Source organism: Rhodobium orientis, assembly GCF_003258835.1.
GTDB classification, from domain to species: domain Bacteria; phylum Pseudomonadota; class Alphaproteobacteria; order Rhizobiales; family Rhodobiaceae; genus Rhodobium; species Rhodobium orientis.
Genome location: NZ_NPEV01000035.1, coordinates 1 through 18,874, shown reverse-complemented (window position 1 = coordinate 18,874; position 18,874 = coordinate 1). Strand labels below are relative to the sequence as shown.

At 66.9% G+C, this 18,874-nt stretch carries 15 protein-coding genes; 3 read left to right on the top strand and 12 right to left on the bottom strand.

Translation table 11 applies throughout. The features are described 5' to 3' along the window. Window positions 1-80: 80 nt before the first annotated feature. The 5 genes from CH339_RS15365 to CH339_RS15345 all read right to left on the bottom strand — a co-directional run bounded on the left by CH339_RS15365 (window position 81) and on the right by CH339_RS15345 (window position 9,741). Window positions 81-4,421: a translocation/assembly module TamB domain-containing protein gene (locus tag CH339_RS15365; RefSeq protein ID WP_111435248.1), complete on the bottom strand. Its 4,341-nt coding sequence runs from the start codon at window positions 4,419-4,421 to the stop codon at window positions 81-83. Window positions 4,422-4,424: 3 nt separating this feature from the next. Then, complete coding sequence (locus CH339_RS15360) at window positions 4,425-6,308, bottom strand: autotransporter assembly complex protein TamA (protein ID WP_170138535.1); 1,884 nt, start codon at window positions 6,306-6,308, stop codon at window positions 4,425-4,427. 318 nt (window positions 6,309-6,626) lie between these two features. Continuing rightward, window positions 6,627-8,150 (bottom strand): tripartite tricarboxylate transporter permease, encoded by a 1,524-nt coding sequence (locus CH339_RS15355; RefSeq protein ID WP_111435246.1) that lies wholly within the window; start codon window positions 8,148-8,150, stop codon window positions 6,627-6,629. 9 nt (window positions 8,151-8,159) lie between these two features. Then, entirely contained in the window at window positions 8,160-8,654 is a 495-nt protein-coding gene (locus CH339_RS15350) for a tripartite tricarboxylate transporter TctB family protein (RefSeq protein WP_111435245.1), read from the bottom strand. Between the two features lie 106 nt (window positions 8,655-8,760). Beyond that, entirely contained in the window at window positions 8,761-9,741 is a 981-nt protein-coding gene (locus tag CH339_RS15345; RefSeq protein ID WP_111435278.1) for a tripartite tricarboxylate transporter substrate binding protein, read from the bottom strand. A gap of 104 nt (window positions 9,742-9,845) precedes the next feature. Here CH339_RS15345 and CH339_RS15340 point away from each other — a divergent pair, with 104 nt between their 5' ends. From CH339_RS15340 to CH339_RS15330, 3 genes are read left to right on the top strand one after another with little or no spacing between them, the layout of a single operon-like run. Then, entirely contained in the window at window positions 9,846-10,523 is a 678-nt protein-coding gene (locus CH339_RS15340) for a response regulator transcription factor (RefSeq protein ID WP_111435244.1), read from the top strand. Beyond that, complete coding sequence (locus CH339_RS15335; protein ID WP_111435243.1) at window positions 10,520-11,920, top strand: sensor histidine kinase; 1,401 nt, start codon at window positions 10,520-10,522, stop codon at window positions 11,918-11,920. Before CH339_RS15340 ends, CH339_RS15335 begins: the two co-directional genes overlap by 4 nt. Beyond that, entirely contained in the window at window positions 11,890-12,924 is a 1,035-nt protein-coding gene (locus CH339_RS15330) for an ABC transporter substrate-binding protein (RefSeq protein ID WP_111435242.1), read from the top strand. The genes CH339_RS15335 and CH339_RS15330 overlap by 31 nt, the downstream gene beginning before the upstream one ends. Before the next feature lie 202 nt (window positions 12,925-13,126). On the opposite strand, the gene CH339_RS15325 is transcribed toward CH339_RS15330, so the two are convergent. From CH339_RS15325 to CH339_RS15295, 7 genes are all read right to left on the bottom strand, one after another. Next, the gene (locus tag CH339_RS15325) at window positions 13,127-13,915 is read right to left on the bottom strand and encodes a citryl-CoA lyase (protein WP_111435241.1); all 789 of its coding nucleotides are present in this window, start codon (window positions 13,913-13,915) and stop codon (window positions 13,127-13,129) included. Beyond that, window positions 13,912-15,105: a CaiB/BaiF CoA transferase family protein gene (locus CH339_RS15320; protein ID WP_111435240.1), complete on the bottom strand. Its 1,194-nt coding sequence runs from the start codon at window positions 15,103-15,105 to the stop codon at window positions 13,912-13,914. Before CH339_RS15320 ends, CH339_RS15325 begins: the two co-directional genes overlap by 4 nt. Window positions 15,106-15,221: 116 nt before the next feature. Then, window positions 15,222-16,220, bottom strand: a complete 999-nt coding sequence (locus CH339_RS15315; protein WP_111435239.1) for a hypothetical protein — start codon at window positions 16,218-16,220, stop codon at window positions 15,222-15,224. Next, window positions 16,217-16,912 carry an ABC transporter ATP-binding protein gene (locus CH339_RS15310; RefSeq protein WP_111435238.1) on the bottom strand — a complete coding sequence of 232 codons (696 nt, stop codon included), beginning with the start codon at window positions 16,910-16,912 and terminating at the stop codon, window positions 16,217-16,219. The genes CH339_RS15315 and CH339_RS15310 overlap by 4 nt, the downstream gene beginning before the upstream one ends. Next, window positions 16,909-18,054: an ABC transporter permease gene (locus tag CH339_RS15305; protein WP_111435237.1), complete on the bottom strand. Its 1,146-nt coding sequence runs from the start codon at window positions 18,052-18,054 to the stop codon at window positions 16,909-16,911. Before CH339_RS15305 ends, CH339_RS15310 begins: the two co-directional genes overlap by 4 nt. After that, a complete protein-coding gene (locus CH339_RS15300; RefSeq protein ID WP_201241030.1) occupies window positions 18,051-18,389 on the bottom strand; it encodes a hypothetical protein in 339 nt (112 codons plus the stop codon). Before CH339_RS15300 ends, CH339_RS15305 begins: the two co-directional genes overlap by 4 nt. Next, the gene (locus CH339_RS15295) at window positions 18,386-18,820 is read right to left on the bottom strand and encodes a nitrous oxide reductase accessory protein NosL (protein WP_111435236.1); all 435 of its coding nucleotides are present in this window, start codon (window positions 18,818-18,820) and stop codon (window positions 18,386-18,388) included. Before CH339_RS15295 ends, CH339_RS15300 begins: the two co-directional genes overlap by 4 nt. Window positions 18,821-18,874: the final 54 nt, after the last annotated feature.

The window sequence follows — 18,874 nt, the reverse complement described above, 5'->3', positions numbered from 1 at the left end:
CGGGGCGTCAATGCTTCGCAGTTGCGGACCGGCGGACGAGGGGCGCGTGAGCGGTCGGCTTTTCGAGGCCGGGAGCGGCCTCAATAGTCCTTTTCGAAAAAGATGCCGGCCTTCGACTCGCCGTCGTTTCCGACCTCGCCGCGGGTCTTCACGTTCTCGGTGATGTCGAGGTCGATGGTGACCTTGGTCGAGCCCTTGCCGGTGCCCTGCTTGACGCCGACGAAGACGTCGTCGGCGATGTACTTGCCGGCAGTGAGTTCCGCCTTGCCCTTTTCGTCGGTGGTCGCTTCCAGCCGGTCGACGCCGAGGCCGTGGCGCACCTGGTCGAGCACGCCGGGCCCGCCGCCGGCTCCGGTCAGCGTGGCGATGCTGGCGGCAAGCTGGGCGATCTGGAACGCCGACAGCTTGTCGACGCCGCGATCGAACAGGAACCGGGAGAGGACCTCGTCCTGGGGCAATTGCGGCGAGGAGCGGAACGCGAAGTCCGGCGCCGAGGCGCTGCCGTTGATGCTGATCATGATCGTCACCTCGCTCGCTTTGGTCGTGGCGTAGAAGTCGAGGAGCGGATCGAAATCGCCGCCGAAGCGGACGATGCCGCGCTCGAAGGCGACCCGTCGCGACAGGATGTTGAGGCGGCCGCGGCGCATGGAAAAACCGCCTTCCACGAACGGTGCACCGACCGGCCCGCGCAGCTTCAGGGAGCCGCCGAGTTCGGCATCGAGGCCCCGGCCACGCACGAAGATGCGCGCCGGAGCGGAAATCTCCAGGTCGAGCCGGGCGTCGCTGTCGCCCTTGTCGTCCTTCCTCGGCAGCACCTCGCGCACCTGCTGTTGGACGGCCGGCGGCGCGTTCTTGTGGACGATGTCGAGGGCGGCGATGCCGCCCGGCACCTGTTCGGGGATGTTGATGTCGGCGCGGTCGATGGTGACCTTGCCGGAGACGGTCGGGCCGCGCGCAAAACTGCCGGAAACCTTGAGGTCGGCCGCGACCTTGGCCGAGACGAGGTTGCCGTCCACATAGTGCCCGTCGTCGAGCTTGACCCTTATGTCGCCGGGAAGGGCGGGATCAAATACGCCGATGGTGCCGCTGGCCGTCAGCGTGCCGCCCTTGGCAAGTCGGCCGTTCACGCTTTCGATGGAAAGCTGCTTGCCGGAGAGCTTGAGGCGTGCCGACAGGTTCTCGATCGTCGTGCCGCTTTCGATATGGGTGACGCGTGCGCCGGACGTCGTCACCGTGCCGTTGATCGCCGGCGAGCCGAGCGGCCCGGTGACGGTCAGGTCGACCTTGGCCGCACCGCTCGCCGCAAGGCCGGAATCGGCAAGCGTTCTGGTGGCGACCGAGAACGGCACGGTGCCGTCCACAGAAATGTCGAGCCTGCCGGTCGGCGCCGCCGGCACCGTGCCCCGTGCCTTCAGCGACATGTTGGAGATGCCGCCGACGGTGGCGTCGAGGCGGACGACGCCCTTGGCGAACTGGCCGCTGGCATCGGCGGTGAGTGCCGGCAGACCCTGCGCGCGGAGCGCATTCGCCGTGGCGCCGCGGGCCGAGACCTTCCAGTCGGCGCGCGGATCGCTCGCCGGGCCTGTGACCTTGGCCGAGGCCGTCAGCGTGCCTGCAGCGCCCGTGCCGGGGGCAAAGGCATTGGCGAGCGCCAGCGGGAAATCGTCGATCCTGATGTCGAGGTCGAGCCGGTCGGCAACGCTGCCGGAAAGGGCGATGCGGCCCGAGCCGACGGCAAGCACCGTGCGGTCGATCTGGACGGTATCGCCGGCAAGGCGGATGTTTGCCGGATCGACGAGCCTCGTCTTGATGCTGGTGTAGCGCCCGTCAAGGGTTGCGATCTCGATGGCGAGCCCGTCGTCGGTTGGTGTCAGCCGCGCCTTCGTCGCCACCTGGGCATCCGGCAGCTTGGCCGTGACGTTGATGTCGGTGGCCGGCCCGTCGCTTTTCGCCGTCGCCCTGACCGAGGAAATCACCGTGTCGCCAGCCCCGAGATCGGCAAGATCGGCCGAGCCTTCCGCCTGCAGCTTGCCGAAGGGGTCGGTGACGGTGGCGTCGATGCGGGCGGTTTTCAGCTTCGCGCCCGGCGCCTCGACGTTGCGGGCATCAAGCGCGAGGTCGATCCGCGGCGGGGTTTGCTTGCCCAAAAAATCGATCTTTCCGGTGATCGCACCGCCGATCTTTTGCAGCACCAGCGGCGAGAGCTCGGAAAGGTCCGGCGCGTCGATGGCGATGCTGCCGTCGGGAACGTTCTCCGGCGAGACCGTCAGCGCCCCCTCGGCCCGGTTATGCCCGGCGATCAGCTTCAGCCCGTCGATGCGCTTGACGCCGCTCTCGTCGGTGGCGACCTCGGCATGGGCCTCCACCGGCAGGCTGTCGAGACGCGCGGTCAGCGACAGCGTGCCGTTCGGCGCCTCGGGCGAGAGCACGGCATCGACTTTGAGCCGGGGATCCGTCAGGTCCTTGCCCTGGAGCCGGACATTGCTGCCGGTGCCGGCAAGGGACAGCTCCGGCGCCGCCAGCGGACCCTTCAGCGTCGCGTCGGCATTGAGCCGGCCCGCCATCGCCGGATCGACCGCGGCAAGGTCCTTGATGGCGACGGTAAGCCCGAGATCGGCGGTCTCCGGCGTCACGGTGCCGGTGGCATCGAGGTCGAGGCCGGAACTTCTGACGGCAAGGGTGTCGATGGCGAGAGTGCCGTCGTCGTCGCGGGTAAGAGCGCCGGAAAGCTGGGTGGCCTTACCAAGCAGGCCGTCGACGATGGCCTCGCCCGTGGCGAGATTGTCGATGGTACCGTCGAATTTGAGCGACACCGGCGCGCCGGAATAGGAAGCGGCCGTATCGGCGGCAAGTTGCAGCCTGCCGGCGAGCGGGCGCCCGGTCTCCTCGGCGAAACGGGAAAGGTCGGGGATGGAGAGCGTCACCCTTCCGTCGAGCGCCTGGTCGGTGACCTCGCCGATATAGCCGAGCACCAGTTCCGACGTCCTGACGGCGCTCTCGGAGACGTCGGCGCGCCGTTCGGCGGCATCGACGACGGCCTTGGCCGACAGCGCGATCTTGCCGCCGACGACGGCATCAATGTCCGGATCGCCGAGCGACAGCCCCTCGATGAGACCGTTGAGGGTCGCGGGTACGCGGCGGGCGGACAGGATGTGCGGCGTCTCGGCCGTGCCTTCCAGCCGCACCACCGCATCGCCGAGCGCGATATCGCCGGTGGCGATGCCGGACCCTTCGGTATGGACGTGCCAGGCGAGCCCGCCACCGGCCGGCCGTATCCGGCTGTCGATCTGAAGGGCGTTGAGGCGGATCGGGTCGCCGCCGACCGGCAGCACCAGCGCGGTGCCGTCGTCCCTGCCGAGCCGCGCATTGAGCCGCAGGTCGTCGCTCGACCCGGCGACGCCGAGCCTGCCGGAGAGGGTCGCGGTCAGCGCCGGCAATCTCACCGTGCCGCGGCTGACGGTCAGCGCGATTGCTTCCGCTTCATCCGTCCCGACGGTGGCGTCGAGGTCGATGGTCGCGGTGCCGCCGAGCAGGGCCTCCCATCCCATCGGGACGAGGCCGGCGAGGTTGCCGTCGAGCTTGGTCGTGATCCGCTGGGCGTTGCCGGCGGAGACGACCCGCGCCGTGCCGCCGAAGGCGCGCTTGTTGCCGGCCATCAACAGGAGATCGCCGGCGATGTCGTCGAGCGTGCCGGAAAGCTGCATGGAAAGGTCGAGGGCCGGCAGGTCGGGGCGCTCGAAAAGGCTCGCCACATAGCCGCCCTCAGGATCGGTGAGGACCGCGTCGAGCGCCACCGTGCTGCCGGCAAAGCCGTAGTCGAAATCGGCCTTCAGCGCGCCGCCCGGATCGTCGAGGCGTTGTGCCGTCAGTGCGCCGTTGAGGCCTTCCGTCAGGTTCTTGGCGGCGAACCGGCCGCCGATCCGAAACGTCGCCGGGCCGCCGGGGATCGCTTCGCCGAGGACGAGCTTGTCGACGGTGAGCTTGTCGACGGTGACGGTGATGCCGGGAAGACCGCCGCCCTCCTCGTCGGTATCTTCCTCCTCGCCCGATGAGACGGGAAGGCGCAGCAGCGCGATTTCCTTGGCCGAGACGTCGTCGACCGCGACATGGCCGGCAAGGAGCGGCAGGACCTGCCAGTCGAGCGCGACGTCCTCAAGCTGCAGCCAGATGCCCTCGGCGTCGCCGATGGCAACGTTGGACACGCGCATGTCGAAGGGAACCGAGCCCTCGATGGTGCCGAGCCTCAAGGTGAAGGTGTCGGAGGAGGCGAGGTCCTCGGCAAGCCCGGCGATGCCCGAACGCCCGCTGCCCGTCTGCAGCGCGGCAAGCGCCAGAAGCGGGATCGCGACGATCACCGCGACGACGATAAGGGCGATCCGGAAAGCCCAGGATCGCTTTCTGGGTCGGGTCTCTTTTTCCATCAACTAGAAGCTTTGGCCGATTCCGACGTAAATGCCAAAATCCGGATCGCCGTCCTGCTTGTCGAGCGGCACGGCCGCGTCGAGCCTCAGCGGCCCTATCGGCGTTAGATAGCGTATGCCGGCGCCGACGCCAGTCCTCAGCGGCTCGGAGAAGTCCGGATAGCGCGTGCGGAACGCGTTGCCGGTGTCGACGAAGGCGACCGCGCCGATACTGTCGGTGAGCCGCGTGCGCACCTCGGCCGAGGCGAGGAAATAGCTGAGCCCGCCGATAATCTTGCCGTTGCCGCGATGCGGGCCGACATTCTGGTAGCCGTAGCCGCGGATGGTGCCGCCGCCGCCGAGATAGAAGCGCCGGTCGGCGGGAATGTCTTCAAGCCCGGCGCCGAGCGCCGAGCCGACGGCGACCTTGCCGGCAAGGATGAAGCGGTCGGCCGAATCGATGGAGCGGTAGGCGGAAAGGCTGGTCTCCGACAACAGCATGCCGTTGCCGCCTTCCGCGTCGTAGAGCGGCTCCATCTCCAGCATGGCGAGGAAGCCCTTGGTGGCGTCCAGCTTGTTGTCGCGGCTGTCATAGGTGAGGCCCAGCGGCACGCCGGTCAGCAGGTAGTCGTGCTCGCCGAGCGCATCCTCGATCCGCGAACGCTCGACCTCCGCGCCGATCTTGGCACTGATCTCGTCGGTGAACTTGTAGCTCATCCCGACGATGGCGCCCGCCGCGGTCCGCACATAGGCGTCCGGCTCCTCATGGATGGCGAAGACTTCGGCGGTGAATTCCGTCGCCGGCCCGAGCACGCCCGGCTTGGCGAAGGTCACCTTGGTCGAATAGTCGAGATCCTCGTAATCGCCGTCGCCGAGCCGGCCGACCTTGCCCTCGATGCGCAGCCGCTCCGCGCCGCCGAAGAGGTTGCGGTGGCCCCAATAGAGTTCGACCGCGCCGCCCTCGGTGTTGGAATAGGTGACGCCGGCGCCGAAATAGCGGCGCTTTCGCTCCTCCACCTGGATGGTCAGCGGCAGCGTGCCGTCCGGGCCGAGCTCCTTGCCCTCGCGGATCTTCACGCCGTCGAAGACGCCGAGTTCGCGTAAGCGTTTTTCGGCCTTGGCCAGTTCCTCCGGATCGTAGCGCTTGCCCGGTTCGATCGCCGCGTAGCGCAGGATGAAATCCGGGTCCATGCGCTCCTGCCCCTCGACCGTCGGCGCGCCGTAATGGGCGACCGGGCCGGGGGTCAGGTGATAGGTGACGTCGACGGTGTTGGTGGCGTGGTCGGCGACGATCTCGCGCTCGTCGACCCTGGCGAGGGCATGGCCCTTCTGGCGCCATTTCAGCGCGATCCGGTCGCCGGCGCTCAGGATTGTCTGCGAACCGGCGACCTCGCCGGTCTTGATGCCGTAGTCGGCCGGGTTCTCGGAGATGTCGGCGTCCGAGCCGGCCGAGACGATGCGCGCCTCGTCGAAGGTGAATTGCGGCCCCGGATCGACGGTGATCTTGACCGGCACGTCGCCGTCTGAGGCCGGCGGCTCGCCACCGACCACGATGTCGTCGATCGGCATGCCGTTGATGGCGATGTCGACGGTGCCGCCATAACGCCCGTCGGCATAGAGCGCGGCGATCAGGCGCTTGCGGTCGGAAACGGCGCGGGCGTAAAGCGCGTTGACGCCGGCCGGTGGCTCGTCGGCCCGCGACACGAGGTCGGAGGATTCTTCAAGGCTTTCCTTGAGCTCCTCGTTTTCCTCCGTCAGCGTCAGGTCTGGTTTGTAGGGGACGGCTTCGGCGGCTTCCTCGGGCGTCAGCTCCTGCTTCTTGTCGCCCCAGAGGTGGTAGCCGAACAGCTCGAACGCCTCTGCCGCCGGGGCGAACGCCACCGAGGCGGCCGCAAGCGATGCAACCACCAGGAAAGACGGCAGAAATGGTCGGCGACCCCACATGAGTGCGCCCCAGGTCATACGCAGTACGAGATACCCCTTTCGAACAGGCTATCCATCCCAGATGAAGGAAGAATTGACAAGCTTGACAGTGAAATATGGCAAGCATAACTGCGGCCGCCAGCGGCGGCGGGCGCGTCGGGCAAGCCATTTTCCAGCTGCCTGGAAATCGGGCTCCGATCCGGTCACTGACGGCTCGTCCGTCGGTGGTCGGCAAGCGCGACCGCGCGCCGGCGCTGTTGCGCCGCAAAGCCTCGCGTGGCGCCTGAACGCGAAAAAAAAGCTCTAATCCCCGTCGGCGATGCCTCGCGCCCGCATGCGCGCCCGCCGCGCCCGGTAGGACGGCAGCAGCACCAGCACGCCGGCAAGGATCAGCAGGCCGAGGGTCATCGGCCGCTCCAGGATGAAGCCGATACCGTCATAGAGCTGCATGGAGCGGGCGAAATTGTCCTCCAGCATGCGGCCGAGAATGAAGCCGATGAGGAGGGGCGCCAGCGGATAGTCGGCGAATCGCAGCACGGTGGCGCAGACCCCGAGGCCGATGAGGATGAGGAGTTCGGTGGAGTTGTTCTGGCCGATATAGGACCCCATCAGCGTGAAGAACAGAATGAAGGGGATGAGGAACGTGCGCGGCACCGCCAGGATCTTCGCGATATAGGGGATCAGCGGCAGGTTGAGGATCAGGAGGATCAGGTTGCCGAGATACATGGAGATGATCACGGCCCAGAACACTTCCGGCTTGTCGACCATCAGCCGCGGTCCGGGGGTGACGTTGAGGGCGATCAGGGCGCCGAGCAGGATCGCCGTCGTCCCGGAGCCGGGGATGCCGAGGGTGAGCAACGGCACGAAGGAGCCGGTCGATGCGGCGTTGTTGGCGGTCTCGGGCGCCGCCAGGCCCTTGATGGAGCCGTGGCCGAAATGCTTCTGCTCCTCCTTGGTGGCAAGGTTCCGCTCCACCGCATAGCCGAGGAAGGAGGCGATGGTCGCGCCGGCACCGGGCAGGACGCCGATGAGGAAGCCCTGGATCGACTGCCGCCCGATCACCGGCGCGATCGCCCGCGCCTCCGCCCTGCTGATCCTGAGGCCGCTGATCTTGCCGCTGTCCTTGTCGCCCTTGGTCTTGGAGCGGGCCGGGTCGAGCACCAGAAAGATCGCCTCGGGCAGGGCGAACATCGCCATCGCCAGGGTGATGAAGTTGAAGCCGGACTGCAGGTCCATGATGCCCATGGTGAAGCGCGGCATGTTGAACAGTGCGCCTTCGCCGACGGTCGCCATGATCAGGCCGAGGATCGTCATCATCAGCGCCTTGCCGACCTGGCCGGTGCCGGCAAAGGCGGCGATGGCCGACAGGCCCACCACCATCAGCGCGAAATATTCCGCCGAGTGGAAGAGGAGGGCGACCGAGGCCAGCATCGGCGCGAAGATCATCAACAGGATGGCGCCGATGGTGCCGCCGCAGAATGACGAGATGGCGGCAATGGTCAGCGCCTTGCCGGCCTCGCCGCGGCGCGCCATCGGATAGCCGTCGAAGCTGGTCGCCACCGTGGAGGCAACGCCCGGCGCGTTGATCAGGATCGACGAGGTCGAGCCGCCGAAGACCGCGCCGTAGTAGACGCCGGCCAAGAGGATGAGGGCGGCGGACGGATCGCCGATGGTGATCGCCACCGGGATCATGATGGCGATGATCGACATCGGCCCCAACCCCGGCAGCATACCGATGAAGGTGCCGATGAGGCAGCCGCCGATGACCATCAGGATATTGGTGATGGAAAAGGCGGTGGTGATCCCGATGAGAAAGCCTTCAAGCATCTCCGGTCCTCACAACAAATGCGGCAGGAATGACGGCAGCGGGCTCAGGAAGATGCCGAGCACCTGCTGCACCAGATACCAGACGACGCCGGCCGCGAACGCAGCGATCGCCACAAGCAGCACGTAGCGTCGCTCGCCGAGGGTGAGCCCGCCGACGACGAGGAACAGGAACGTTGCGGACAGGAATCCGATCGGTCGCAGCAGCAGGGCATAGGCCACCATGGCGCCGATCAAAAGCAGCGCCTGGCCGAGCTTGTACTCGTGCAGCCGGCGATAATTGATGTCGGAGGCGACATGTCCCTTGTCCGACTTCTCGAAGCCAAGCAGCACCGCCAGCGAGACGACGACGCCGAGGCAGGCGAGGATTTTCGGAAACGTGCTCGGCCAGATCGGATTGCGCTGCATGAACGGCGGCAGCCCGGCATCCATCGCAAAGAACGCCGCAAAGCCGTAGACGAGGCAAAGGATCAGGAAAACGAGCGCGATCCAGCGATCGAGCGCCATGGCAACCCCCTGAAAGTCCCCGGACATCCCGGGCAACGCAAAAGCGTATCGCCCCCACCCGGCGCACCGGGTAAGGGCCTTTGGCGGATTCGCGAAAGCGCCGGGATCAGAGGAAGCCGAGCTTCTTCATGAGGTCGCCGATGGCCTTTTCCTGGTCCTCCAGGAAGGTCTTGAAGTCGTCGCCCGGGTTGAAGATGTTGACCCAGCCATTGCGGGCGCGGACCTCTTCCCAGGCCTCCGTGTCGTACATCTTGGCGAATATGTCCTCGTATTTGGCGAGCTTTTCCTTCGGCAGGCCCGGAGGCCCGAAGAAGCCGCGCCAGTTGACGAAGGTCACGTCGATGCCCTGTTCCTTCATGGTCGGCGCGTCCTTGTAGGCCGCCACCCGCTCCGGTGCGGTCACGCCGATGATCTTGACCTCGCCGGCCTCGGCCAGTGCCACGGCTTCCGAGAAGCCGGTGGAGAGCGCCTGGATCTCGCCGGAAAGGAGCCCGGCCATCGCCTTGCCGCCCGCATCGTAGGGGATGTACTTGACCGCCACCGGATCCTCGCCGGCCGCTTCCATGACCATCGCCGCGACCAGGTGGTCCATGCCGCCCGGCACCGAGCCGCCGCCGATGGCGACCTTCGACGGGTCCGCCTTGTAGGCGTCCAGCAGGTCCTTCATGGAGTTGATCTTGCTGTCGGAGTTGACGACGAGCGCGGCGTAGTCGCCGATCGTGCCGGCAACCAGCGTCAGGTCGCGGAAGTTCTGCGGGAAGACGCCGGTCAGCGAGCGGATGATGATCGGCGTGGAGTTGACCATCAGCGTGTCGTGGGAGCTTTCGGCGTTCTCGATCATGTAGCCGATCGCCTTGCCGCCGCCGCCGCCGGACATGTTCTCGTAGCTCGCCGTGCCGACGAGCCCGGCCTTGGTCAGCGCCTCGCCGGTGCCGCGCGCGGTGCCGTCCCAGCCGCCGCCGGCGCCGCCGGGCACGAGGAAATGGATGTTGTCGACGATCGGTTCGGCAGCGACCGGCGCCGAGGCGACGATGCCGGCAGCCGCGGCCGCCAGCGCGACCCGGCGGGTCAGGCTGAAAAATGACATAGGATCCTCCCGGTTCATGCGGGCAGCTTTCTCTGCCCTTGCAAAGGGGATGCTTATTCGGAAAGCTGACAGCAACCTGTCGTGGACGAAACAAACGTCATTCCATGCGCTTTTTGTTGATCGAGGATAACGCCAAGCTGGCTGCCGCCGTCGTCGACCGGCTCGGCCTCGACGGCCATGTGGTCGACAGCGCCGAGGACCTGGCGACGGGCGTTCATTGCCTGGAACACACCACCTACGACCTCATCCTGCTCGACATCATGCTGCCGGACGGCGACGGCCGCACTTTCCTGGAAAAGCATCGTACCGGCGAGGACACGACCCCGGTGATCGTGCTGACGGCGCGCTCCGAGGTGTCCGACCGGGTCCGCGTGCTCGACCTCGGCGCCGACGACTACATCACCAAGCCCTTCGACTTCGCCGAGCTGGAAGCGCGCTGCCGCGCCGTCCTCAGGCGCCGCCACGGATCGGCCCGCAACGAGCTGCGCTTCGAGGACGTCGTCTTCGATCCGCTCGGCGGCACCGTCACCGTCGACGGCCGCACCGAGGAGTTGCGCAACCGGGAATTGCGTCTGCTGGAAGTGTTCTTCTCCGCGCCCGATCGGATCTTTTCCAAGTCGCAGCTCGTCGACCGGCTGTTCTCCTATGACGAGGACGTCTCGGAAAACGCCATCGAGGTCTATGTCGGCCGGGTGCGCAAGAAGCTGCAGGGCGGGCGGGTGCGCATCGAGACGATCCGCGGCGTCGGCTACCGGATGTCGCGCCTCGGAACGGGCCCATGAACCAGCCCTTCAAGCCGGCGATCTCGGCGACGGGCTCGCTGAGGCGTCGCCTCATCGTCCAGCTCCTCGTCATCGCTGCGCTCCTGTCCGTCGTCCTCTACGTCTCCGTCAGCACCTTCGCCCGCCAGGCGGCAGAGACGACGCAGGACAACATTCTGGAGGCCTCGGCGGCGGCGATTTCCGAGGCCGCGCGGGCCGAGCGCGACCAGGTCTTCCTCGACATCCCCTATTCGGCGCTCTCCATGCTCGGCGCCGTCAGCGAGGAGCGGGTGTTCTACCGGGTCATGGTCGACGGCGTGACGATCACCGGCTATGCCGATTTGCCGGCGCCGGAGGTTCCCCCGAAGCTGCGCCGGCCGTCTTTCGAGACCACCGTCTTTCGCGGCGACGAGGTCCGGGTCGTCGCCACCGTGCGCCGCATCACCGTTGCCGACGAGACCGTGCGGCTGACGGTGCTGGTCGCCCAGACGCGGGCCGGCCTTGCCGCCATCTCCTTGCGTATCTCGATTGCCGCGGCCGCCGTCGGCATCGGCTTCTTCCTCGTCTCCGGCACGCTGAGTTGGTTCGCCGCCCGCAATGCGCTGCGGCCCCTCGACCTTCTCGCCCAGTCTGTCGCCCGGCGCGGCGCCCATGATTTGAGGCCGGTGCGCTCCGACGCGCCATCGGAGCTGGTGCCGCTGCTCGTTGCCCTCAATTCCTTCATGGACCGGCTGCGCGCCTCGCTGATGCGCACCGAGGAGTTCATCGCCGAGGCCGCCCACCGGGTACGGACGCCGCTCGCCACCGTGCGCGCCCAGGCCGAGATCGCCCTGCGCAGCGTCAAGCAGCCCCATAACCGCCAGACCATGCGCGAGGTGATCCGCGCCGTCGACGAAAGCTCGCGCTCCGCCGGCCAGCTCCTCGACCACGCCATGGTCACCTTCCGGTCCGACAACCTCGCCCGCACCGAGTTCGACCTGGAGGAACTCGCCCGCGACACCATCCGCGGCATCGGCCCGACGGCGGACCTCAAGGACATTGCCATCCGCTTTTCCGCGGAGGCCGGCCTCGGCAAGGTAAAAGGCGATGCCATTCTCGTACAGAGCGCGCTTCGCAACCTCCTCGACAACGCGGTGAAATATTCGCCCGAGGAAAGCACCATCGAGGTCGCCATCGCCAGAAAGGGCCGCACGGCGCGGGTCTCCGTCAGGGACCAGGGCAGGGGCTTCGGCGACGGCGACGTGGAGCGCCTGAAGGGCCGCTTCGACCGCGGCACCAACGTTGCCGACGTGGTCGGCTCCGGCCTCGGCCTCACCATCGTCGACGAGGTCGCCCGGGCCCATGGCGGCAGCCTCGACCTCGCCTCCAACGAAAGGGGAAACGGCGCATGCGTCTTCCTTACCTTGCCGCTTGCCTGACCGGCCTTCTGGTGCTCGCCGCCGGGCCTGCCGCGGCGTTCCAGATCGAGGAAGAGCGGAATTTTCCTGTGGCCGACGCCACCGCCACGCTGGAGATCATCTCCACCGGCGACCTGGCCATCTTCGCGCCGCTGGTCGAGGCCTTCCAGGCCCGAAATCCGGGCATCGCGGTGCACTACATCACGGCGTCGAGCACCGCGTTGATGACGGCGCTTTACGAGGAAAGGGCGGTGTTCGATATCGCCATGTCCTCGGCCATGGACCTGCAGACCAAGCTCGCCAATGACGGCTACGCCCTGACCTACACGTCGGCGACGACGGCGACCCTGCCGGAGTGGGCGCGCTGGCGCGACCAGGTCTTCGCCTTCACCCAGGAGCCGGCTGTGGCGGTTGTCTCGAAAAAGGCCTTCGAAGGCCTGCCGATGCCCGGCAACCGCAACGAGCTGATCGCGCTCCTGCGCGAAAACCCGGAACGCTTCGAGGAGCGGGTCGGCACCTACGACGTGCGTTCCAGCGGCCTCGGCTATCTGTTCGCTACCCAGGATTCGCGCCAATCGGAATCCTTCTGGCGCCTGTCGGAGGTGATGGGCCGGCTGCGCGCCCGGCTCTATTGCTGCTCCGGCCAGATGATCGGCGACGTCGCCAGCGGCCGCCTTGCCGTCGCCTACAACGTCATCGGCAGCTACGTGAAGTTCAACGGCAATGACGACACCTGGATCGTGCCGTTCAAGGACTACACCAACATCATGCTGAGGACGGTGATGATCCCACGCACCACGCGCCAGCCGGACCTTGCCGGCCGTTTCGTCGACTTTTTGACGGCACCGGAAAATCGCCCGGCGATCTCAAACCTCTCCGGCCTGCCGCCGATCGATCCGGAAACGCTGGAAGTGGAAGCCGCGCTCCGCCCGATCCGCCTAGGGCCGGGGCTCCTGGTATTCCTCGACCAGATGAAGCGCCGCACGTTCCTCAGGGCCTGGCTCAGCGCCATGGTGCAGCCGTGATGATGCCAACGACAAACAGATGGCAAGTAAACTGGATTGCTTCGCTGCGCTCGCAATGACGGCGAAATGTTGATTTCCCAACGTTATCAACGTCATTGCGAGGAGGCCGACAGGCCGACGTGGCAATCCAGTCCTCCGGTCGCTGCCCCCAGCAGTATGGAGGTCAGCGGGCAAAGCCCGTGCTCGGGAGCGGGCAAAAACCCTACTCCCCCGCCTCTTTCGGCCCGGTATACGTCCAACGATACTGCGGCGGGGTCGGGCCCTTGTTGCGGCCGCCCTGCTGCATCTGCTCCCAGGCGTGGGCCACGGCGCCGACCGAGCGCGACAGGCAGAAGAGGCCGCGGGCGAGCGGGGCGGGAAAGCCGAGTTCGGCGTAGATGACGGCGGTCGCCCCGTCGATGTTCATCGGCACCGGCTTGCCCTTGCGCGCCGCGAGTTCCGCCTCGATTGCCCGGCCGATATTCGCGAAATCGCCCGAGCAGATGCCCTCGGAGGCCGCTTCGTCGACAAGTCCGAGAAGCCGCGGCGCGCGCGGGTCGACCGGCTTGTGGAAGCGGTGGCCGAAGCCGGGGATGAATTTGGTGCGTTCCGCCTGCCAGCGGTCGATCTCCGCCCCGGCATGGTCCGGTCCGCCGGCTTCCGCGATGGCCGTGTAGAGCTCCACCGCCTGCTCGCCGGCCCCGCCATGGACGTCGCCGAGCATGTTGACGGCATTGGCGAGCGCGTTGTTGAGGGGAAGGCCGCAGGTCACCGCCATCCGCGCCGTGGCGATGGACGGCGCCTGGGGGCCGTGGTCGACGGCGGCAACGAGGGCGGCTTCCAGCAGCCGCGCTTCGCCTTCGGTGGGCAGGGCCCCGCGGGTCATCAGCCAGATCATCTGCGGGAACGAGACATTGCCGATGAGATCCTCGATGGCGTGGCCGCGGAACCGGATCACCCCCGGTTCCATGTCGATGATGTCGGTGCGCCACCAGTCGGAGACGTCGCTCATATCACGCCCTCCTCGGCAAGGGCTGCGATCTCGTCGTACCCGAGCCCCAGTTCGCCGTAGATTTCCCCATTGTGCTGGCCGAGCGTCGGCGGCGGCGCCGGCACCTGCGGCGCCTCGCCATCGACCTTGACGCCGGTGCGCACCACCGTGACGTCGCGGCCGACGCCGGGAACGTCGTGGTAGGTGCCGAGCATGCCGCGCTCTGAAATCTGTGGCATGCCGAGGACCTCCGGCACGGTCAGCACCGCACCGGCGGGAACGCCGATGCGGTTGAGTTCCTTGGCCCAGGCGCGGGCCGGGCGCGTCGACAGCGTTGTTTCAAGCTCCGCTTTCAGTTCCTCCCGGTGCGCCTTGCGGTCCTCGCGGGTGGCGAATTCCGGGCGGCCCAAGAGGTCCTGGCGGCCGAGATGGTTGGCCAGCAACTGCCACTGCTCGTCCTTGTTGGCGGCGATGTTGAGGAGGCTGTCGGCGGTGCGGAACGCGCCCGACGGCGCCGAGGTGATGTTCTCGTTGCCGTGCGGCTCCGGCGCGACGCCGGCGTTGAGATAGTTGGAGACCACCCATCCCATGGTGGCGATGGTCGCTTCCAGCATGGAGACGTCGATGAAGGTGCCGCGCTCCCGGGCGTTCAGCGCCGCCGTGACGGCGAACGCCGCAGTCATGCCGCCGACGGTATCGGCGATCGGATAGCCGACCCTCAACGGCGCCGATTTTTCGTCGCCGGTGATCGACATGACGCCGGAGGATCCCTGGATGATCTGGTCGTAGGCCGGCCGGTGTACCCATGGCCCGTCCTGGCCGAAGCCGGAGATCGCGCAATAGATGAGCTTCGGGTTGACCGTCTTCAGTACCTCGTAGCCGAGGTCCAGCCGGTCCATGACGCCGGGGCGGAAATTCTCCACCAGCACGTCCGCCGTCTCGACGAGCCGCTTGAGCAACTCCTTGCCCTTGGGCGATTTGAGGTTGAGCGTCACCGATTTCTTGCCGGCGTTCTGGGCGAGGAACGAGACGCCCATGCCGGCGGCGTTGAGCTCGGCATCGGCGCCGAGCTGGCGGGCAAGATCGCCGCGGCCGACGGCCTCGACCTTGATCACCTCCGCGCCGAAATGGGCGAGCTGGTGGCAGCAGAACGGCCCGGCGAGCACGTTGGTGAGGTCGAGGACCCGGATGCCGGAAAGGGGTGTGTGCATGCTTCTGTCGTCTTGTCGTGAAGGAACGCGGCCGCACCAGCGGCCGCAAGGCAGCACCCTTCCCACACTCCGGCCGTTTCGCCAAGGGGGCCGGCTTTGGTTGCAGGTCGGCGTCGTTACCCGAACATGATCAGGTTGGAGCGCAGGATGGCGGTGAGGGCGACGGCACCGAAAAGCCCGAACCCTGCAAGCGATGTGAGGATGAGGCGCCTCCGGAACGGCGGCAGGGCCTCTTGAAGGCTCGCCGGCGTCCTCTTCAGCGACAGGGCGCCGAGGCCGAGCCCAGCGCTCGTTCCGACGAACAGCGGCAGGTAGAGCCAGTAGCCGATATAGCCGTATTCCGGCTTCAGGATGCAGAACGGGCAATGGTGGTGGAACTGCTCGTAGATATAGGGCGAGACCACCGAGATCACCGCCGAGATGCCGGCCGCGAAATAGACGAGGCTGACGGCCGCATAGGCGAGCCGTCCGGCGCGCCATCTCAGCGCCGCAAGCGCCAGCACGGCGATCACTCCGAGACCGCCGAACAACAGCCCCAGGGCAAACGCCGGATCGAGGCTGGACAGGTCGGCCTCCAGCCCGCCGGCATTCGGCACGAACACCCGCGAACAGCACGAGGTGATGACGTCGGCCCTCAGATTGTAGAAATAGGCGAACTGGACGGCGGCAACGGCGACGACGAGGGGGGAGAGCGCGATCAAGAGCCCGTATTTGAACCGGGTCAGCGGATAGTCCCGGCCGAGCCCGTCGGCGTGGTTGACGATCAGCCAGACTGCGGCGCCGAAGAACAGCGCCACCTTCAGGATCAAGGCCGGAAAGCCGTAGGCGTTGACATTGAGGGTGCCGATCGCGCACATCGCGCCGACGAAGAGCACCGACATCCGCTCCGCGTTCTCCGTAAAGAGGATCAGGGAGACGGCTTCGAGCGCCAGCACGAAGACGAGCGCGGTGGAGACCAGATAGGTGCGCTTTTCCAGGGCGATCTGGCCGGCATGGCCGCTCGCCACGTCCCATTTGCGCACCAGCCTGGCGGCAAAGCCGGAGGCCCAGACGAGGGTGACGAGGGACAGCGTCGAGGCCAGCAGGATGGCAAGGATCGGCGGGTGGAAGATCATGCCGCGTGTGCGCCCCTCTCATCCGCCGTCAGCAAGCCGTCTTCCAGCGTGATCACCCGGTCGACGATATCGGCCTGCCAGATGCGCGGGTCGTGCGAGGTCATGATGACGGTCTTGCCCTCGGCCCTGAGCGTCCTGACGATATCGAGGAACTGTGCCGTCAGCTTGGTGTCGAGATTGGCCGTCGGCTCGTCGGCGATGACGTATTCCGGGTCGTTGACGAGGGCCCGGGCGATCGCCACCCGTTGTGCCTCGCCGCCGGAAAGGTGCTCCACGCTGAGCCCGCCCTTGGAGCCGAGGCCGAGATGGTCGAGCAGCTCGTCGGCGCGCCGCGTCAGGGCGGCGTGGTCGAGGCCGAGCGGATAGGCCGGCAGCATGACGTTTTCCCGGGCGCTGAGGCCGCGGATCAGGTTGAAGCGCTGGAACACGAAGCCGAAGGTCTTGCGGCGGATCTCGGTGAGGAATTTCTCCGGCAACCCGGAGATCGTCTCGCCGTTGAGGGTGACCCTACCCGAGGTCGGCCGGGCCAGGCAGCCGATGAGGGTCAGCAGCGTCGTCTTGCCGGAGCCGCTCGGCCCCTTGAAGACGGCGGTGAGGTCGTTGCCGACCGTGATCCCGACGCCGCGGATCGCCGCAAAGGCGTTCTGGCGACCCTCGTTGTAGACCTTGGTGACGTCCTGGAGCTCGATCATCGCATCACCGTGTCCGGATCGGTAATCGCCGCCCGCCAGATCGGGATGATCGTCGCGGCGGTGTAGGGAACGATTGTGAAGAAGGCGAGGGTGGTCACCTGCAGGGGATCGATGTGCGGGGTCAGCCGGAAGTCGGGATAGAGCACCGCCCAGCCCTTCAGGACCGGTTCCAGCAGCCCGGCCTGGAAGAAGAACACATGGGCATAGGCCGCGATCAGCCCGATGAGGAACGCCCCGAGCGAGATCAGCGCGCCCTCCCAGAACTTTGAGGTGAGGACGTCCGAGGTCTCCCAGCCGACCGCCTTCAGGATGCCGATCTCCCGGCGCTCTTCCGCCGAAAGCCCGGACGCCTTGTCGAAGGCGAGGATCGCGAAGGAAAGGATCGCCGCGCCGAGAAGGGCGAGCAGCACGCCCTCGCGCCAGGTGAAGATGGATTCGTAGGTTCGGGCGATGGAGGAGCGGGTGACGAAGCGCGAATTGGGCACCGCCTTGGCCGCCTTGCCGAGGATCGTCGCCACTTCCTTTTCGTTGCGGATGGAAAGGGCAAGGTCGGTGTAGACGCCGTCCGGCAGGTCGAAGAGGGCGCGGTAGTCGGCTTCGGAAATCAGCACCAGGTCGGCGGCGACGAGCCCGGAACCCTCCGGCAGGCGCTCCTTGACGGTGAATTTGAAGAACCGGCCGGACGGGGCGATCAGGAACAGGTACTCGTTGCGCCCGATTGTCTTCACCCGGTCGATGCCGCTGCCGACGATCGCCTCTCCGGGGCCGACCGCATGGGTCGTGTCGCTCGCCGGCGGCACCATCATGGTGTAGTTGGCGCCGTTGCCGCGGTCGAACAGATAGCCCCAGAGCCGGCCCTCGGCGCGGCGCACGCCGCGAATGGCGGAAAGCGCCTCAAGGTGCTCGCCGGAGATCATGTCGTGCCGGCCCATGACCAGCTTCTGCACGGTGACTTCCGGCGCGTTCGCGAGCAACAGGGCCGCCTCGCGGCGGATCGCGCTGCCGAACAGCATCACCGAGGCGAGCACGAAGACGATGAGGAAATAGACGCCGAAGAGGACGACGTTCTTGACCTTGCGCCGCATCATGGAGGCGAGCGTGAAGTCGATGAGATAGCGCTGGCGGGCGACCTGGCGGATCATTCCGGGATCTCCTCATCGCTCGCGAACCGTGGCCCGGTGCCGAAAATGTGTCGCGGCGGCGCGATCAGCGAGCCGGACGGGAAATGGTCGAGCGACATCGGATGGTCCTGGAAGGCGGAGTGGAGGTCGGCCACGGACGGGTGGCGCGTGTAGCGCGCATCGGTGAAGAGCACGAGGTCGGTGAGGCCGAGATCGCGTACCAGCGCCGCATTGACCGCCTGCGATGCCGGCGGGGTGCGGGAGGCGACGAAGGCATGGAGCATGGCGACGAGCGCGAGGGAGGCGGCTGCGGCCAGCGCCCCGACCGCCACGTCGGACCGGCGCAGCGCGCTCACCCGTCGAACTTTCCGCTGTCGAGGCCGATGAGCATCGGCATCGTCACGTCGTCGAAGCGCAGCGTCTTCTTGCCCTCATGGTCGGTGGAGAACTCGGCCGCGTCCTCCGCACTCGGGTGCGGGATGAGGTCGTGGCCCATCGGGCTGAGGACGTCGGAGCCGAGGACGAAATAGGCGCCGCGGGCATCGATCCGCTCCGTCGAGTAGTAGTCGGTGACGCCCATTCCGACGATGTCGTCCCGGACCTTGCCCTTGGCGTATTTCGCCATGTCGAGCAGGTACTTGAAGAAGTCCTTGGCGCCGTCGAAATGGTCGGTGCTGCCGTCCTTGAAGAGGACGGTGGCGATCCAGTCCGGATATTTGGCAACGAACATGCCGCAGACGGGGCAGGTGTCGTTCGGGCCGGGGGGCGGCAGGCGACGGTCCTTCATGGGCGCTCCATGGATAAACTGAGTTTATGCATTAGGGCCGAATTCAAACTGGAA

What these genes read in the sequence shown, in the direction of transcription:
- CH339_RS15365 (WP_111435248.1), bottom strand. Translation starts at nt 4,421, where the DNA reads ATGGAAAAAGAGACCCGACCCAGAAAGCGATCCTGGGCTTTCCGGATC.
- CH339_RS15355 (WP_111435246.1), bottom strand. Translation starts at nt 8,150, where the DNA reads ATGCTTGAAGGCTTTCTCATCGGGATCACCACCGCCTTTTCCATCACC.
- CH339_RS15350 (WP_111435245.1), bottom strand. Translation starts at nt 8,654, where the DNA reads ATGGCGCTCGATCGCTGGATCGCGCTCGTTTTCCTGATCCTTTGCCTC.
- CH339_RS15345 (WP_111435278.1), bottom strand. Translation starts at nt 9,741, where the DNA reads ATGTCATTTTTCAGCCTGACCCGCCGGGTCGCGCTGGCGGCCGCGGCT.
- CH339_RS15340 (WP_111435244.1), top strand. Translation starts at nt 9,846, where the DNA reads ATGCGCTTTTTGTTGATCGAGGATAACGCCAAGCTGGCTGCCGCCGTC.
- CH339_RS15335 (WP_111435243.1), top strand. Translation starts at nt 10,520, where the DNA reads ATGAACCAGCCCTTCAAGCCGGCGATCTCGGCGACGGGCTCGCTGAGG.
- CH339_RS15330 (WP_111435242.1), top strand. Translation starts at nt 11,890, where the DNA reads ATGCGTCTTCCTTACCTTGCCGCTTGCCTGACCGGCCTTCTGGTGCTC.
- CH339_RS15325 (WP_111435241.1), bottom strand. Translation starts at nt 13,915, where the DNA reads ATGAGCGACGTCTCCGACTGGTGGCGCACCGACATCATCGACATGGAA.
- CH339_RS15320 (WP_111435240.1), bottom strand. Translation starts at nt 15,105, where the DNA reads ATGCACACACCCCTTTCCGGCATCCGGGTCCTCGACCTCACCAACGTG.
- CH339_RS15315 (WP_111435239.1), bottom strand. Translation starts at nt 16,220, where the DNA reads ATGATCTTCCACCCGCCGATCCTTGCCATCCTGCTGGCCTCGACGCTG.
- CH339_RS15310 (WP_111435238.1), bottom strand. Translation starts at nt 16,912, where the DNA reads ATGATCGAGCTCCAGGACGTCACCAAGGTCTACAACGAGGGTCGCCAG.
- CH339_RS15305 (WP_111435237.1), bottom strand. Translation starts at nt 18,054, where the DNA reads ATGATCCGCCAGGTCGCCCGCCAGCGCTATCTCATCGACTTCACGCTC.
- CH339_RS15295 (WP_111435236.1), bottom strand. Translation starts at nt 18,820, where the DNA reads ATGAAGGACCGTCGCCTGCCGCCCCCCGGCCCGAACGACACCTGCCCC.